A 16,817-nucleotide genomic window follows, 5' to 3' on the forward strand; every position below is an offset into this window, starting at 1 on the left:
CGGCTTTTCTTTTGCGCTGCGTCCGCCTGATCGTCCCGGGCGGGATTTTCAGGCGGCTCTTGCAGCCCTTTCGGATGGCGGCGGTACCAGATCATAATCCTCAGGGTCCGGCTTCAGGGTCGCCTTCCAGTAATCGACCAGCGCGAAGGGCCAGTTCTGGCTCACGCGGCCCTTCTCGTTCTTGTACCAGCTCGTCACGCCGGGCTGCCCCCACGCCATCTTCTCGTTTTCGGCATCGACGCGGGCGTTGAAGCTGTCATGCACCTCGGGCCTGACCTTCATCGCCACCGCACCCGATTCCGCAAGCATGCGGGCGCATTCCACGAGATAGCGGACGGCGCATTCCGAGAAGAAGATGATGGAGCCATTGACCACGATGTTGGTGTTCGGCCCGTAGAGCATGAAGAAATTGGGGTAGCCGGGCACGGTGAGGCCCAGATAGGCGCGCGCATCGCCGCCCCAGCGGTCATGCAGTTCGACGCCGTCTTCGCCGATCACCTTGAAGCTGCGCAGGAAATCGGATGCATGGAAGCCGGTGCCATAGATCAGCACGTCGGCCGGGTGGCGCTTGCCGTCTTCCGTCACCACGGCGTCCGGTTCGATCCGGGCGATGGGGTTTGTCACCAGGTCGACATTGTCGCGCTGCAGCGCCTTCAGCCACACGCCATTGTCGCGCAGCGATCGCTTGCCGCCCAGCGGATAACGCGGGACAACATGCTCCAGAAGGCCGGGGCGGCGGGTCAGCTGCTCCTTGACCTTTTCAACCAGGGCGGCCCGAAGCTCGGCATTTTCCGGCCCGATGGTGCCTTCGGGGCCGTTCCAGCCTTCCTGCGCGCGCACGGCCGGCAGGATGCCGTCCGTCATCATCCAGAACAGCCAGAAGCGATACCATTTGTCATAGTTGGGGATATGCTCCACCGCCCACTGGAAGGGCTCGGGCACCGGGTCATGGTAATTGTCCGTCGGGCCGAGCCACGGCGGCGTGCGCTGGAACACCTCCATGTGGCTGACATCCGGCGCGATTTCCGGCACGAACTGGAAGGCCGACGCGCCGGTGCCGATCACGGCCACGCGCTTGCCTTTCAGATCGACGGAATGATCCCAGCGGGCGGAATGGAAATTCGGCCCGGCAAAGCTCTCGCGGCCTTCGATGTCGGGGTAGCGTGGTTCGTTCAGCTGGCCGACGGCCGAAACCAGCATGTCGGCCTCGAGCGAAACGGATCCGCCATTGGCGCGCACCGACCATTTGCCGCGGTCGCCATGCCAGCGGCATTCCTCCACCCGCGTTCCGAAGCGGGTGACGGCGCGCAGGCCATGGTGATCGGCAAAACGCTGGAAATAGCCGAGCAGCACATCGCCCTGGCTGTAGAATTCCGGCCAGTCGTGGTTCGGCTCGAAGGAATAGCTGTAAAGGTGGTTCGGCGTATCGACGCGCACGCCGGGGTAGCGGTTCAGCAGCCAGGTGCCGCCGACATCGGCATTGGCTTCCACTATGGTGACATCCACGCCCGCCTGCCGCAGCCGGTAGGCGGCCAGAAGGCCCGACATGCCCGCCCCGATGACGATGGCCGAAAGCGTCCGCCCGGCCTCGGGCAGGGGAGCGGGTTCGCGGTGATCGATTCCGTCGAGCATCAGCTCTTCCATCAGGAAGGGCAGATAATGGGCCGGAACCTCGGCCCCGGCGATCCAGTCGATCATGTGGCGCACGCGGGATGCCGACGGCGGTGGGGCCGGCCGCTTTTCACCCGTGATGATCGGCCAGAGGATATTGTCCGCCTCGGCACGGATGCGGGCGGCAAAGGCTTCGCTGAAGCCGCCCATGCCATCGCCGAAGAAATCATAATCCGGGCGTTCGGCTTCCAGCAGGCTGTCTTCGCCGGCGGCCTGTGCCGTGACCACGGCCAGGGTCGGCAGATGGGTGCTCAGCAGCGCAGCTTCGAAATCCGCCCGCGAGGGTTTGCGTGATTCGTTTGTCATGACGTCTCCTCCCATGGCCATGAAAGCCGCTGCGGGCGGGGGCGTCACCCCGTTCTTCTGTGGGGCATCCTCATTCCGGGGCCTGATGTTCTACCGGCAGGCCCAGTTCCTTCAGCTGCGGTTCCACGAGGCGCCTGTCCCCCACGACGATCCATGTCAGATCCCCGAGCCGTGGCAGCGGGGCCGAAGCGACGGCGGCATCCGGCAGGGCCATCAGCCTTTCCGGCAGGGTTTCGAGATAATCGTCCGCCCGCCCGAGGTTGATGTTGCGCTCCAGCGAGGACAGGAGCGCGCCGCCGGTCTCGAAGTCGCCGGGAAGCGAGCGGACGAGATTGGCGCGGGCGCGGGCGATTTCCCCGGGCGTGGGCGGGGCATCGCCCTGAAAGGCCGCGAGCAGGTCGCGCATGGCGGCGATGCTGCTGCCGGTGGCGGCGGTTTCCACGGGCGCCGTCATCAGGAAGGGCATGGCCTCGCGCGTGGGCAGCAGGCTCGACCATGCGCCATAGGACCAGTTGCGCCTTTCGCGCAGCTCCTGGTTCAGCCGGGACGAGGCGAGGCCGCCAAAGATGTCGTTGGCAAGGTTTGCGGCCACTATGTCATCCCGCCCGGTGAGGCTGGCCGGGGCAGCCGCCACGATCAGCGATTGCGGCGAATCCGGCCGGTCGATCAGCAGGATGCGGCCGGCAGCCGCCGGCGCCGGTGCAGGTGCTGCCGTGCCACGGGCGGGGTCTTCCGCCTGCCAGTCCCCGAAATTCTCCTCCAGCAGCGGCATCAGCGTATCGAGCCCGACATCGCCGACCACGATGAGGCTTGCTTCGGCCGGGTCGAGCTGCCGGTGGAAGGCCGCGATATCCCCGCGGGTGATGGCCGCCAGCCCGGCTTGCGTGCCCGAGCCGCTGAAGCTTGCGCCATAAGGGTGCGCCGGCCCGTAGAGCCGGGCCGGCAGGGCGCGCATGGCAAGGCCGTTCGGGTCGGTCGCTTCCCGCTTCAGCGCGGCAAGCGCCTGGGTGCGAACGCGTTCCATCTGATCCTCGGGGAAAAGCGGGTGGCGCGCGATGTCGGCGAAGAGGCGCACGGATTGCGGCAGATTGGCCGACAGCGCATTGAGCGTGATGCGCGTGCGGTCGAGCGTTGTGCCATTGCCGATGCTGGCGCCCAGCCTTTCCGAAAGCCGGGCGATCGCCGGCCCGTCCAGCCGGCCGAGGCGGCCGTCGGTTCCTTCGTCGATCAGTGCGAGCATCATCCGCTGGGTGCCGGGCTTTTCGCGCGAATCGCCCGCAACGCCGACCGGAAAGCTCAGCGCCATGCGGACGACTGGCACGCTGTCGCGGCGGGCGTGCACCACTTCCAGCCCGTTGGATAGCCGCGCCCGCGTGATGGCAGGCAGGCTGAAACGGGTGGCAGGGCCGGCTTCGGGCAGGCCCCGCGTGCGGTCTGCGGCCTCGCCCACCGTCTGTCCGGGCGAGGCAGGCCGGGGCGGCACGGCCAGGGTGCGGATGGCGGGCGGCGGGGTAAAGTCCCTGGGCTGGCGCTCGCCGGGCAGAAGGGTCAGCCGGTGATCGCCGCGCGCCAGCCAGCGCCGTGCCGCATCGCGCACGCTTTCGGGCGTCGCTTCGGCAAACAGCGCCAGCTCGCGTTTCCAGTCGGCCGGGTCGCCGGCGTAAAGCTGCCCTTCGGCAAGCGCCACGCCCTTGCCGCCGAAGCCGCCCACCTTTTCCAGCCCGCGGATGGTGCCGGATACGGCGCGCATGGCCACACGCTCCACTTCGTCGGCCGTGGGGCCGTCGGCGAGGAAGCGGGCGAGAATCTGGTCTATCCGCGCCTCGACCTTTGCCGGATCGATGCCGGGGGCTGCTTCGGCCGACAGGCTGGCGATTCCGGCGAGTTTCTGCGCCGATAGCGAGCCGCCGACTCCTACGGCCAGCCGTTCCCGGCGCACAAGGGCATCATCCAGCCGGGAGGTCGGGCCGCTGGCGAGGATCGCGATGGCGATTTCGAGATTGACGGCATCGGCCGTGCCGCGGCCGGGCACCGCCCAGAAACGCGAGATACGTGGGGCCGCCACCTTGTCGTGCATGACGGCGCGCGTCGTTTCCCGCCGTTGCGGCAAGGGAGCCGCAAAGCGGCCCGGAACGGGGCCAGCCGGGATCTGGCCAAACCAGCGTTCCACCATTGGCCGGGCTGTTCCGGCGTCGATGTCGCCGGCCAGAACCAGAACGGCATTGTTGGGGCCGTAGTGATCGCGGAACCAGTCGCGGGCATCGTCCAGCGTCGCGGCGGCGAGATCGGCCTCGGTGCCGATGGTGGACAGGCTCATCGGGTGATGCGGCGGGAACAGGGCCGACAGCAGATGGTAATAGACCAGCCCGCCCGGCTGGTTGTCGCCCTGGCGCTTCTCGTTCAGCACCACCTTGCGCTGGGCGTCGAGCTTTTCCTGCGTCAGCGCCGGCAGCAGCCAGCCCATGCGGTCGGATTCGAGGAACAGCGCCAGATCGAGTGCCGGGGTCGGCACAGTCTGGAAATAGTTGGTGCGGTCGAAGCTGGTGGTGCCGTTGAAATCGGTCGCGCCGATCGCCTCCAGCGGCTTGAAATGATCATCCGGGTGGTGGGCCGATCCGTAGAACATCAGATGTTCAAAGAGATGGGCAAAGCCGGAGCGGCCGGCCGGTTCGTCCACCGAGCCGACGGCATACCAGACCCCGACATGGACGACGGGCGCCTTCCGGTCGGTGTGGACGACAACATCGAGGCCGTTGGGCAGGGTGAAGCGCTCGAACGGAATGTCGACGCCCTTGACGAGCGCCGCGATGGGGGCGGGCGCTGCAAGGCCTGCCTCAGCCGTGGTGGCCGGCGCCCGGGCCGTTGTCTGGGCCTGAACAGCCGCCGGCAGCGCCAGGGCAAGAAGAAGGGCTGTGGCGATGCGACCGATCATGCCAGCCCCGCCTGCACGACTTCGGTGAGATCGCGCGAAAGATCCGGCGCGGACCCGATGCGCGCCAGTTCGGCCCGCATCAGCGGCCCCCAGGGCGCGGCGAAGCGCCGCCACCGCGTCAGCGGCTGTACCAGCCGGGCGGCGGACTGCGGATTCAGCCTGTCGGTTGCAAGCACATGCCGGGCGAGCAGCGCGTAGCCGGCGCCCTCGCGGTCGTGGAAGCGGGCCTGGTTCATGCCGAAGCCCAGCACCAGCGCCCTGAGCCGGTTGGGGTTGCGCGGGTCGAAGGCGGGGTGGCCTGCCAGATGCTCGACGACGCGGCGCGTGTCGGGCCGGGTGGAGGCGGCCTGCACCAGGAACCATTTGTCGAGCACTTCGGGCAGGCCGCGATAGCGGTCGTGGAAAAGCTTTAGCACCTCGACCCGCTCGATTGCATTGCCATGGCTGAGCGCAGTGAGCGCCGACATGCGGTCCGTCATCGAGCTGGCGTCTGCATATTGCAGGAAGGCGGCGGCGGTTGCTTCATGATCGTCGGTTGCCAGCAGCAGGCCGAGCGCAATGCCCTTCAGCCGCCGCAGGCCCTTGGCCTGGGGGGAGAGGTCACGCCCGTCAGTGTCGCAGCTGTGCCATATGTCCCACAGCTGGTCGCCGAGGCGGGCGAAGAGCGCGCGGCGCAGCCCTTCGCGCGCGGCGTGGATCGCTTCCGGGTCCACTTCGGGCATCTGGTCGCCGATGAGGGATTCGGCGGGCAGCAGGATGGTTTCGGCGACGAGTGCCGGGTCGTCCCGCCACTGGCCGAGCGCGGCCGTCATGGCGCGTGCCACATCCTCGACGCCTTCGGCAGAACCCCGCACCACCGAATCCGTCAGCGCCGAAAGCATGAGCTGCTGCATCGCCTCGTAGCGGGCAAAGCTGTCATCCTCATGGGCAGCAAGCACGGACAGCGCCGCGCGCCCGGGGGCCGGCCGGGTGATGACCGGGGCCGCGAAGCCGCGGTTGAGCGAAAGGATGGGCGGCTCGCCCACGCCATCGATCGACAGCCGGGTTTCGCGCTCGGTGAGAAGCAGCGCCGGCTCTTCGGCCAGCTTGCGCCCGTCGGGCGCGAACAGGGCAAAGGGAAAGGGAATGGGCAGGGGCGGCGCGTCTGCCGCGCGCGGGTTCGACTGGCGGATCAGCAGCTCGAGCCGCGCGGCGCCGGGCTCATGCCGCGCCTCCACTGCAACATGTGGCGTGCCCGCCTGCTCGTACCAGCGCGCGAACAGCGGGGCTTCCAGCCCTTCGGCCTGCATGGCGGCAAGGAAATCCTCGACGGTGGCGGCCTTGCCGTCATTGTCGGCGAAATAGCGGTCGCAGGCGGCGCGGAACCGGTCCGGGCCGAGACGCCCGGCCATCATGCGGATCAGTTCCGCCCCCTTGTCATAGACGGTGGCGGTGTAGAAATTCGAGATTTCGAGATAGTGATCGGGCCTGACCGGATGGGAAAGCGGCCCTGCGTCTTCGGGGAACTGGCTGGCGCGCAGCGCGCGCACGCCTTCGATCCGCTTCACCGCCGGGGAACCGAGCGCGGCGGAGAATTGCTGGTCGCGGAAGACGGTGAAGCCTTCCTTCAGGGATAGCTGGAACCAGTCCCGGCAGGTGACGCGATTGCCTGACCAGTTATGGAAATATTCATGTCCGACGATGGCGGCGATGGCGTCGAAATCCCAGTCGGTCGCGGTGTCCGGGTCTGCCAGCACATATTTGGCGTTGAAGATGTTGAGGCCCTTGTTCTCCATCGCGCCGAAATTGAAATCATGGACGGCCACGATGTTGAAGACATCAAGGTCATATTCCCGGCCATAGGCCGCCTCGTCCCAGGCCATGGCTGCCTTCAGGCTTTCCATCGCGTGGCGGCAGCGCGGCACATCGGCCGCGCCCACCCAGATGGAAAGCGCAACCTTGCGCCCCGAGCGGGTGGTGAAACTGTCTTCCAGCGCGGCGAGATCGCCGGCCACCAGCGCGAACAGATAGCCGGGCTTGGGGAAGGGATCATCCCATTCGGCAAAGTGGCGGCCGCCCGGAAGCTCGCCGCGCCCGGCCGGGTTGCCGTTCGACAGCAGCACCGGAAAGCGCCCGGCATCGGCTTCCAGCCGCACATGATAGCGGCTTAGCACGTCAGGGCGGTCGGGGAAGAAGGTGATGCGCCGGAAACCTTCGGCCTCGCACTGGGTGCAGAGCTTTCCGCCCGAGGCATAGAGGCCCATCAGCCGGCTGTTGGCCTCCTGGCGGATGGCAACCACCGTCTCGACCAAATGGTGGCCGTCGGGAAGATCGATGACGAGGCCGTCCGCGCCGGGGTTCGGCAGGGGCTGCACGGCGCCGTCGATCGCCAGTTCGAGAAGCTCCAGCTCTTCGCCGTCCAGCCTGAGCGGGGCCTGGTGGTCGCCGTTGCGCTCGACCGAAAGGCGGGCGCGCACGATGGTCCGTGCCGGGTCGAGCTCGAAGACGAGGCCGATGTGCGGGACGCGCCATTCCGGCGCGCGGTAATCCGAAAGGCGTTTCACGGGCGGAAGGAAAGCGGGTGACTGCATGGCCGATACGCTAGGCAGCCCCGCGCCTGCACGCAACAGCGCGTGAGCGGCAGCGCGCTCAGGTCGCGGTGCGGCGGCCGATCGTTCCGGCCAGCCAGCCCAGCAGCATGGCGATCGCCACCGCCGAAAGCCCGTAGAGCAGGCTGTGTTCATGCGCGAAGACATAGACGCCGCGCTCGAAACCGGATTTGTCGATGATGACGGGCGCGGTCGAGCGCGCGCGCACCGCGCCATCCTCGATCAGGTAGATTTCCGCCTGGTAATTGCCCACCGGCACCGCCGAGGGGATGGGGATGCGGGCGCGGTAGAGCACATTGTCCGTCACCTGCACGCCATGCGGCTGTTCCACGAACAGGCCCTCGCGCGCCCTGAGGCCGATCAGCCCGTCCTGGAAGCTGCGCGTGGTTTCAGGGTCGGCCGCTGTCGCCGGGGAAAGCTGCAGGTGCCTGAGACCGATTTCATGGATGGCGGCGTTGCGCTCGTCCAGCAGGTCGCGGACCGGCCTTGTCGTGGCAACGGCGTAGAAGCCGGGCGTGCTTTCGAAGCGCAGGGCCTCGGTGTTCACCCAGATCCCGGCAACCCGTGCCTTTTTCCGCACGGTGATCGGTTCGGCCGGGCCGCGCAGCACCACGGCGATTCCGGGCGGCGCGCGCGGGGTGCGGCCGCCGGGATGCTGGATGGCGCCGAAGATCAGCAGTTCGGCGCCGGCGAAGCGGTAGGAAATGTCGATCCGGCTCTGCGAAATGTCGGTCACGAGGCGCGGCTGCGCCACAGCGGGGAGCGACAGGAACATGAGGAAAAGAGCGGCAAGCCGCTTCATGACAGCGCCGTCTGGATGGAGAAGAGCTCGGCCGGTGTCCAGGTAAGGCCGATGGCGAGGCGGATGGCGACCGCCACGACGAGCAGCGCAAGGAACAGGCGCAGCCGTTCCGGCGGCAGTTTCTGCGCCGCGCGGGTTCCGAACTGCGCGCCGACGACACCGCCCACCAGCAGCAGTGCGGCCAGCAATATGTCGACCGTCTGGGACTGGCTGGCGTGCAGCATCGTGGCGACGGCTGTCACGAACACGATCTGGAACAGGCTGGTGCCGACAACGGAGCCGGCCGCCATGCCGAGGATGTAGAGCATGGCGGGCACCATGATGAAGCCGCCCCCCACCCCCATGATGACGGTGAGGATGCCGACGAAGGCCCCCACGAGAAGCGGCGCGAGCGGCGATATGTAGATGCCCGAACTGGGAAAGCGCATGCGCATGGGAAGAGCCGCCACCAGCGGATGATGGCGGCGGGTCCTGCCGGAAGGGGCCTGCCCGGCCCTCTGCCGCAGAAGCGTGCCGATCGATTCCTTCAGCATCAGCCCGCCCACCGTTCCGAGGAAGACGACATAGACGATGCCGATGGTGATATCGACCTGGCCCAGCGATTTCAGCCAGCGGAAGATGAATGAGCCGATGACCGAGCCTATGAAGCCGCCTGCCGCCAGCACCAGCCCCATGCGCACATCCACCTGCCCGCGCCGGTAGTAGCTGATTGCGCCCGAAACGCTGGAGCCGGTGACTTGCGTCGCCGAGGAGGCGACTGCGATTGCCGGCGGAATGCCGTAGAAGATGAGGAGCGGCGTGGTGAGAAAGCCGCCGCCTACCCCGAACATGCCGGACAGAAAGCCGACAAGCCCGCCCAGGCCGATGATGACCAGGGCGTTGACCGACATTTCGGCGATTGGAAGATAGAGGTCCACGCCCCTGTCCTTAGAGCCGCTTTTGCCGCGGGTGAAGGCGGCTTGCGCCAAAGGGTCGGGATTGGGCAAGGATGGCGGCATGACAAACCCCGTTCACATCATCGGCGGCGGCCTCGCCGGTTCCGAAGCCGCCTGGCAGCTTGCTTCCCGCGGCGTTCCTGTCGTGCTGCATGAAATGCGCGGCGGCCGCATGACGCCCGCCCACCAGACCGACCGGCTGGCCGAGCTGGTCTGCTCCAACAGCTTCCGCTCGGATGATGCCGATTACAATGCCGTCGGGCTTCTGCATGCCGAGATGCGGGCGATGGATTCGCTCGTGATGCGGGCAGCCGATGGCGCCCGCGTGCCGGCCGGATCGGCGCTGGCGGTCGATCGCGACATTTTCGCGCGCGCCGTGACCGGCGCGCTGGAAGCGCACCCGCTGGTCGAGATCCGGCGCGAGGAAGTGACGGCGCCATCGCCCGACTGGCCCGATGTGCTGATCGCCACCGGCCCCCTCACTTCGGAGCCGCTCGCCCGCTTCATCCAGGGGCTGACGGGGGAGGCGCATCTGGCCTTCTTCGACGCCATCGCCCCCATCGTCCACACCGACAGCATCAACATGTCGGTTGCGTGGCGGCAATCCCGCTATGACAAGGCCGGCGACGGCAGCCTGCATGCGCCCGGCGAGGGCGACTATGTCAACTGCCCGCTGGACAAGGCGCAGTATCTGGCCTTCGTCGAGGCGCTGAACAGCGGCGAAAAGGCCGAGTTCCGCGAGTGGGAGCGCGACACACCCTATTTCGACGGCTGCATGCCTATCGAGGTGATGGCCGCGCGCGGGCTGGACACGCTGCGCTATGGCCCGATGAAGCCCGTGGGCCTTCGCGACCCGCGCACCGGGCGCAGGCCGTGGGCGGTGGTGCAGCTGCGGCAGGACAATGCGTCGGGCACGTTGATGAACATGGTCGGCTTCCAGACCAAGCTGAAGCATGGCGAACAGGTCCGCATCTTCCGCACCATTCCCGGCCTCGAGGGGGCCGAGTTCGCCCGCCTCGGCGGGCTTCACCGCAACAGCTTCATCCGCTCGCCCGTGCTGCTCGATTCGGGCCTCAGGCTGAAGGCGGACCCGCGCATCAGCTTCGCCGGCCAGATCACCGGCTGTGAGGGCTATGTCGAATCGGCGGCCGTCGGGCTGATGGCCGGCCATTTCATGGCCGCCCGCCGCGCCGGGCGGGCCGTGGCGCCGCCGCCTGCCGATACGGCCATGGGCGCGCTACTGGCCCATATCACCGGGGCCGCCATGGCCGAAAGCTTCCAGCCCATGAACGTGAACTTCGGGCTGTTCCCGTCCATCGAGGGGGTGAAGAAGGGGCGGGAGCGCAAGGCGGCGCTCAGCGCTCGCGCCCGCGCCGCGCACCAGGCCTGGCTGCGGGCGGAGGGGGTGCCCGCCGCCGCCTGACGGCGGCTGACAGGAGGGGGCGCCGCCTGACGGCGGCGAATAGGGGCGCGCCGCCTGACGGCGGCTGGCCCTCTGTCCGCCCTCACGGCGCCGGCTTGATGACGTCGCCGCCCTTCATCACGAAGTCGACCGTCTTCAGCGCCCGGATATCCGCCAGCGGGTCGCCCGAGACGGCGATGATGTCGGCATGCATGCCGGGCCGCAGGGCGCCCGCCATATCCTTCAGGCCAAGAAGCTCGGCGGCGTTGATCGTGGCGGCGTGGATTGCCATGGCGGGCGTCATGCCATGCTCGACCATCAGTTCGAATTCGTCGGCGTTGCGGCCATGCTTCGAAACCCCGGCATCCGTTCCGAACGCGATCCGCACGCCGGCGGGCACTGCCTTGCGCAGCGACTTGCCGGTGATCTCGAGGCGCCATTTCACCTTTTCCAGCACGGCGGGCGGATAGGCGTCCGGGTTGGCCGCCAGCCGCTCGCGATAGCCGTTCACGGTGCTCAGGGTCGGTACGTAGAAGGCGCCGGATTTGCGGAACAGCCGGATCGTCTCGTCATCCGGCATGGTGCCATGCTCGATGGAATCCGCACCTGCCGCCAGCGCGACATTGATACCGCCCGTTCCATGGGCATGCACGGCCACCTTCTTGCCGTGGAGGTGCGCAGTTTCGACCACCGCGCGCGCTTCATCCTCGAACATCTGCTGGCCGAGGCCCGCGCCGGTCCGGCTGTTGACCCCGCCCGTCGTCGCGATCTTGATCACGTCCACCCCGCGCCGAACCTGCCGCCGAACCGCCTCGCGGCACTGGGCCGGGCCGTTGCAAAGATTGTCCTGATCGATGGCGTGGTGAAGCTGTTCACCGAGGCTCAGGGTCGAATCCATGTGGCCTGAGGTTACGGAAATCGAGCGCCCCGAATCGACGATACGCGGCCCCTGCACCCAGCCGGCCTCGATCGCTTCGCGCAGGGCGAGGGTGGCGCCGCTGCCATCCCCGAGATTCCGCACGGTGGTGAAGCCGGCCATCAGTGTCTTCATGCCGTTCCACTGGGCGCGCAGCGCATCGAGCCCGGGCGATGCCGTCACGCCTTCGATCAGGGCTGCCTCGCCACCCGCATCCGAATCGAGGTGCACGTGGCTGTCGATCAGGCCGGGCAGGATGAAGCGCGTGCCCAGATCGATGATTTTCGCTCCGGCAGGCGCCTGACGGCCCGGAAGCAGCGCCGCGATCCTGCCATTCTCGATGAGGATGGAAGTCGGCCCAAGCGGCGCTTTCCCCGGCTCGGCAAGGACCCGGTCCGCCTGGATGACGATGGCCGAAGCCGGTGCGGCGCTAGCGGGTGCAGCCATGAGGGCTGCAAAAGACAGGGCAGGGAATGAAAGGGCGGCAAGGGCTGCAATCGCGGTGCGCATCGGCGTGTCTCCTTCGTGGGGAAGACACTAGCTGCTCATGACAGGCTGGCAAGCGGGCCGGAAGGGGCCGACGCTCCGGATAGCGGGCCTCAGGAAAGGGCGGCGCGCAGCTTCCAGTTGCGCCAGTGGGCCCAGGCGATCATCAGGCCGCCGCCCACGGTCAGCAGCTGTTCCAGCAGGTGATGCCCATGGGCGAGGGCGCCGGCTGCCATCAGGGTGAAGCCCAGCGCCGCCATGCGGGCGGGGGCGGGGCGGCCATGGTTTTCAAGCCCCTTCCACAGCGCATGAATGGAAAAGGGCAGCGCCATGAGCAGCAGCGCCCAGTGCAGCCATTCAGGGCCTTCCAGCGCATCGGCCGAAAGGCCGGCGAACAGTGGCAGCAGGCCGACGCCCAGGGGCATCAGCAGGCAGTGCAGGAGGCACAGGCTGGACAGGGCCGCGGCAAGGCCATCCGGAATCAGGCCGCGCGTGCCGTCCTCGCCGATCCTGTGCTTGCCGGGCATGGAAATCGAATCTCTCCTCAACACCGGGAGATGAGATAATATCACATGCCCGGCCGGTCAAGCCGTCCCGGCTATCAGCCGCCGAGGCTTGGATAGAGGATGGTGTCGCGCGGTTCGGCCAGGGTTTCGGGATAGTCGCTGGTGAAGTGCAGCCCGCGCGATTCCTTGCGCTCGCGCGCGGATCGCACGATGAGGTCAGCCACTTCCACCAGGTTGCGCAGCTCCAGAAGATCGGGCGTGACGCGGAATTCGCCGTAATAATCCGCGATTTCCTGCCGCAGCAGCGCAACCCGGTGGGCGGCGCGCTCGAGGCGGCGGTTGGTGCGCACGATGCCGACATAGTCCCACATGAAGCGGCGCAGTTCGTCCCAGTTGTGGGACACCACGACCTCCTCGTCGGAGGAGGTGACGCGGCTTTCGTCCCACGGGCGGATGGGGGCCGGCGGCGGCGTATCGGCAAAGGAAGAGAGGATATCGTCCGCCGCCGAAGCGCCGAAGACAAGGCATTCCAGCAGGCTGTTCGATGCCATGCGGTTGGCCCCATGCAGGCCCGACTGGGTGACTTCGCCGATGGCATAGAGCCCGGCGAGGTCGGTGCGGCCATGCAGGTCCACCAAGACGCCGCCACAGGTATAATGTGCGGCCGGCACGACCGGGATGGGCTGGCGGGTGGCATCGACCCCGAGTTCGGACAGCCGTTTCACGATGGTGGGGAAATGCTGCTCCACGAAGCCGGGTTCGAGGTGGGTCATGTCGAGCAGGACATGGGGCAGGCCGAGGCGCTTCATCTCGGCGTCGATGGCGCGGGCCACGACATCGCGCGGGGCGAGTTCGCGGCGGCTGTCATAGCGCTCCATGAAGGCTTCGCCATCGGGAAGGCGCAGGATGCCGCCTTCGCCGCGCATGGCTTCGGTGATGAGGAAATTCTTCACCTGCGGATGGTAGAGGCAGGTGGGGTGGAACTGGTTGAACTCCATGTTGGAGACACGGCAGCCTGCGCGCCAGGCCATGGCGATGCCGTCTCCGGTGGAACCGTCGGGGTTGGTGGAGAAGCGGTAGACGCGCGATGCGCCGCCCGTCGCCAGAATGACGGCCCGCCCCACGAGCCGGCGAACATGGCCGCTTGCCCGGTCCAGCGCATAGAGGCCCATGGCCCGGCGCGCTGAAAAGCCGCGCCCCTCGGCATGGCGTTCGGTAATTATGTCTACGGCCACATGGTCGGGCAGGAAGCGGATGCCCGGCGTGGACAGCGCCGCGCGCTCCAGCGCCTTCTGCACCGCCCAGCCGGTCGCGTCGTCCACATGGACGATGCGGCGGGCGGAATGGCCGCCTTCTCGGGTGAGGTGCCAGCGTTCGGAGACGGTTTCGCCCGGGTTGAATGGCACGCCCAGCCTGGCCAGCCGTTCGATGGCTTCCGGCGCATTTTCCACCACGAACTCGACCGTTCGGCGATCGTTGAGACCGGCGCCGGCCACCATCGTATCCTCGATGTGGCTTTCGAAGGTGTCGCCCTCGTCGAGCACGGCGGCGATGCCGCCCTGTGCCCAGGCGGTGGAGCCGGCGGAGATGTCGGACTTCGACAGCACCAGGACCTTGAGACCGCCCCCGGCCAGATGGAGCGCCGCTGTCAGCCCGGCCGCCCCCGACCCGATGATGACGACATCGGCTTCGATCGGGTTGTCATGCATGGGCGGTGCTGCTCCTCGTCGGTAAATGGCGTAAAGGCGAAAGGACTGTCATCGCTTTTCCTTCCGGCCATCAGGCGCTTCTGTCACGATGCCATGGGCATCGCGGTTCAGCTTGTCGGGATCGGGTGCCCCTGTCCAGCCTGATGAAAGCGGCCAGCCTGATGAAACCGGCCAGCCCCTCGCGCCCGGCAAGCCGGTGCGGTCAAGAGCGCTTCAGCCCTGGCCGCCCGTCAGTTCCAGGAACACATCCTCCAGATCGGCTTCGCGTGTCGTCACGTCGACGACGCTCAGGCCCATGGCCTGCAGCCGCGTGAGGATGGCGCCGGCCTGGATCCGGCTCTTGTCGTAGAGGATGTCGAGCCGGCGGCTGTCGAGCAGGTCGACCCGTGTCGCGCCTTCGATGACCGGCGCTTCGGCAAGGTCCGTCTCCAGGGCAACCACCACGCGCTTCTCGCGCGCCTGCGACAGCAGGGTCTGCTTGTCGGTATCCGCCACGATGCGGCCGTGGTTCACGATTGCGATGCGGTCGCAAAGCTCCTCGGCTTCTTCGAGATAATGGGTGGTCAGCACGACCGTGGTGCCATTGGCGTGCAGTTCGCGCACATAGCTCCAGAGCATCTGGCGAAGCTCGATGTCGACACCGGCCGTCGGCTCGTCGAGGATGATGACGGGCGGATTGTGGACAAGGGCCTTGGCGATCAGCAGCCGGCGCTTCATGCCGCCCGACAGGGTGCGGGCATAGGCGTGGGCCTTGTCTTCCAGCCGCACCTTGCGCAGCAGTTCCATCGAGCGGCGCTGGTCTTTCGGCACACCGAACAGGCCGGCCTGAAGTTCGAGTGTCTCGTAGGGCGTGAAGAAGGCGTCGAACAGAAGTTCCTGCGGCACGACGCCGAGCGAAGCCTTGGCGTTACGGGGGTTCTGGTCGATGTCGAAGCCCCAGACTTCGGCCGTGCCGCCCGTTTTCACCACCAGCCCGGCGAGGATGTTGATGAGGGTGGACTTGCCCGCACCGTTCGGGCCCAGAAGGCCGAACATCGACCCGCGCGGGATCGACAGGTCGATGCCGTCGAGCGCGCGCTTGCCGCCCGCATAGGTCTTTTGCAGACCGCGAAGGCGGATGGCGTCCATCAGGCTGAAACCAGCTGCCGCACGTCTGTCAGGCGGCCGGTGACGGCTGCCGCCGCCGCCATCGCCGGGGACATCAGGTGCGTGCGTGCGCCCGGCCCCTGCCGGCCGACGAAGTTGCGGTTGGAGGTGGAGGCGCAGCGTTCCCCGGAGGGCACCTTGTCGGGGTTCATGCCCAGGCACATCGAGCAGCCTGGTTCGCGCCACTGGAAGCCTGCCTCGGTGAAGATGCGGTCGAGGCCCTCGGCTTCCGCCTGGCGCTTCACCAGCCCTGATCCCGGCACCACCAGCGCCTGACGGACCGTGCCGGCGACCTTCCGGCCCTTCACCACGGCGGCAGCCGCGCGCAGATCCTCGATGCGGCTGTTGGTGCAGCTGCCGATGAAGATGTTCTCGACCGGCACGTCCTCGATGCGGGTGCCGGGCGTGAGGCCCATGTAGGCAAGGGATTTCTCAACCGCGGCGCGCTTGGACGGGTCTGCGAAGCTGTCGGGCGAGGGCACGGCCCCGGTGATGGCGACGACGTCTTCCGGGCTGGTGCCCCAGGTGACGAGCGGGGCGATCGTCGTGCCGTCGATCGTCACTTCGCGGTCGAAACGGGCGCCCGCATCGCTCGGCAGCTGCCGCCACCAGGCGATCGCCTGCTCCAGCATCGCGCCTTTGGGTGCGCGCGGCCGGCCGGAGACATAGGCGAAGGTCTTTTCATCGGGCGCGACGAGACCGGCGCGGCCGCCCGCCTCGATCGACATGTTGCAGAGCGTCATCCGCCCTTCCATGCTCAAGGCCTCGATCACCGGCCCGCGAAACTCGATGACATGTCCGGTCGCGCCCGCCGTGCCGATCGCGCCGATGATGGCGAGCGCCACGTCCTTGGCGGTGATGGAAAAGCCGAGGCTGCCGGTGACATTGACGGCGAGGTTCCGGCTTTTCTGCAGGAGCAGCGTCTGGGTGGCGAAGACATGCTCCACCTCCGACGTGCCGATTCCGAAAGCCAGCGTGCCGAAGGCGCCGTGGGTGGAGGTGTGGCTGTCGCCGCAGACCATGGTGAGGCCGGGCAAGGTGAAGCCCTGTTCCGGCCCGATCACATGGACGATGCCCTGTTCGGGCGCGTCGATCTCGAAATATTCGACTCCGAAATCGGCGCAGTTGCGCTTCAGGGCGGCAAGCTGGGCGGCCGATTCCGGGTCGAGGATGGGAAGGCTGCGGTCCGTCGTCGGCACATTGTGATCGGGGACGGCAAGCGTCAGGTCAGGACGGCGCAGGCGGCGCCCGGCGGCGCGCAGGCCATCGAAGGCCTGGGGCGTCGTGACCTCGTGGATCAGGTGGCGGTCGATGAAGATCAGGCTGGTGCCATCGTCGCGGGTGGCGACGACATGGTCGTCCCAGATCTTGTCGTAAAGCGTGCGCGTTCCTGTCATGCCTTGGGCGTTAGGCCCGTG

Annotated in this window: 11 protein-coding genes; 1 reads left to right on the forward strand and 10 read right to left on the reverse strand. The window is 67.6% G+C overall.

Annotation, left to right across the window (positions count from 1 at the left end; all coding sequences use genetic code 11):
* Positions 1-48 precede the first annotated feature (48 nt).
* The 5 genes from ACUJ46_RS11300 to ACUJ46_RS11320 all read right to left on the reverse strand — a co-directional run bounded on the left by ACUJ46_RS11300 (position 49) and on the right by ACUJ46_RS11320 (position 9,216).
* Positions 49-1,977, reverse strand: coding sequence for an FAD-dependent oxidoreductase (locus ACUJ46_RS11300; RefSeq protein WP_445390596.1), 1,929 nt, complete (start codon positions 1,975-1,977; stop codon positions 49-51).
* A gap of 70 nt (positions 1,978-2,047) precedes the next feature.
* Positions 2,048-4,909, reverse strand: a complete 2,862-nt coding sequence (locus ACUJ46_RS11305; RefSeq protein ID WP_445390597.1) for a M16 family metallopeptidase — start codon at positions 4,907-4,909, stop codon at positions 2,048-2,050.
* On the reverse strand, positions 4,906-7,479 hold the full coding sequence (gene pepN / locus ACUJ46_RS11310) for an aminopeptidase N (RefSeq protein ID WP_445390598.1): 2,574 nt from the start codon (positions 7,477-7,479) through the stop codon (positions 4,906-4,908). The genes ACUJ46_RS11305 and pepN overlap by 4 nt, the downstream gene beginning before the upstream one ends.
* 58 nt (positions 7,480-7,537) lie before the next feature.
* Positions 7,538-8,299 carry a TIGR02186 family protein gene (locus tag ACUJ46_RS11315; RefSeq protein ID WP_445390599.1) on the reverse strand — a complete coding sequence of 254 codons (762 nt, stop codon included), beginning with the start codon at positions 8,297-8,299 and terminating at the stop codon, positions 7,538-7,540.
* Positions 8,296-9,216, reverse strand: coding sequence for a sulfite exporter TauE/SafE family protein (locus ACUJ46_RS11320; RefSeq protein WP_445390600.1), 921 nt, complete (start codon positions 9,214-9,216; stop codon positions 8,296-8,298). The genes ACUJ46_RS11315 and ACUJ46_RS11320 overlap by 4 nt, the downstream gene beginning before the upstream one ends.
* A gap of 79 nt (positions 9,217-9,295) precedes the next feature.
* Here ACUJ46_RS11320 and trmFO point away from each other — a divergent pair, with 79 nt between their 5' ends.
* The gene (gene trmFO / locus ACUJ46_RS11325; protein ID WP_445390601.1) at positions 9,296-10,657 is read left to right on the forward strand and encodes a methylenetetrahydrofolate--tRNA-(uracil(54)-C(5))-methyltransferase (FADH(2)-oxidizing) TrmFO; all 1,362 of its coding nucleotides are present in this window, start codon (positions 9,296-9,298) and stop codon (positions 10,655-10,657) included.
* Between the two features lie 82 nt (positions 10,658-10,739).
* Here the strand turns inward: trmFO and ACUJ46_RS11330 are convergent, their stop codons facing one another.
* The 5 genes from ACUJ46_RS11330 to leuC form a co-directional block, all read right to left on the reverse strand.
* The gene (locus tag ACUJ46_RS11330) at positions 10,740-12,062 is read right to left on the reverse strand and encodes an amidohydrolase family protein (protein WP_445390602.1); all 1,323 of its coding nucleotides are present in this window, start codon (positions 12,060-12,062) and stop codon (positions 10,740-10,742) included.
* Positions 12,063-12,151: 89 nt separating this feature from the next.
* Positions 12,152-12,565, reverse strand: a complete 414-nt coding sequence (locus ACUJ46_RS11335) for a MerC domain-containing protein (RefSeq protein ID WP_445390603.1) — start codon at positions 12,563-12,565, stop codon at positions 12,152-12,154.
* A gap of 74 nt (positions 12,566-12,639) precedes the next feature.
* On the reverse strand, positions 12,640-14,253 hold the full coding sequence (gene nadB / locus ACUJ46_RS11340; RefSeq protein ID WP_445390604.1) for an L-aspartate oxidase: 1,614 nt from the start codon (positions 14,251-14,253) through the stop codon (positions 12,640-12,642).
* A 213-nt stretch (positions 14,254-14,466) separates the two neighbouring features.
* A complete protein-coding gene (locus ACUJ46_RS11345) occupies positions 14,467-15,381 on the reverse strand; it encodes an ABC transporter ATP-binding protein (protein WP_445390605.1) in 915 nt (304 codons plus the stop codon).
* Entirely contained in the window at positions 15,381-16,796 is a 1,416-nt protein-coding gene (leuC, locus tag ACUJ46_RS11350; RefSeq protein WP_445390606.1) for a 3-isopropylmalate dehydratase large subunit, read from the reverse strand. The genes ACUJ46_RS11345 and leuC overlap by 1 nt, the downstream gene beginning before the upstream one ends.
* Positions 16,797-16,817: the final 21 nt, after the last annotated feature.

Source organism: Sandaracinobacteroides sp. A072, from assembly GCF_052616365.1.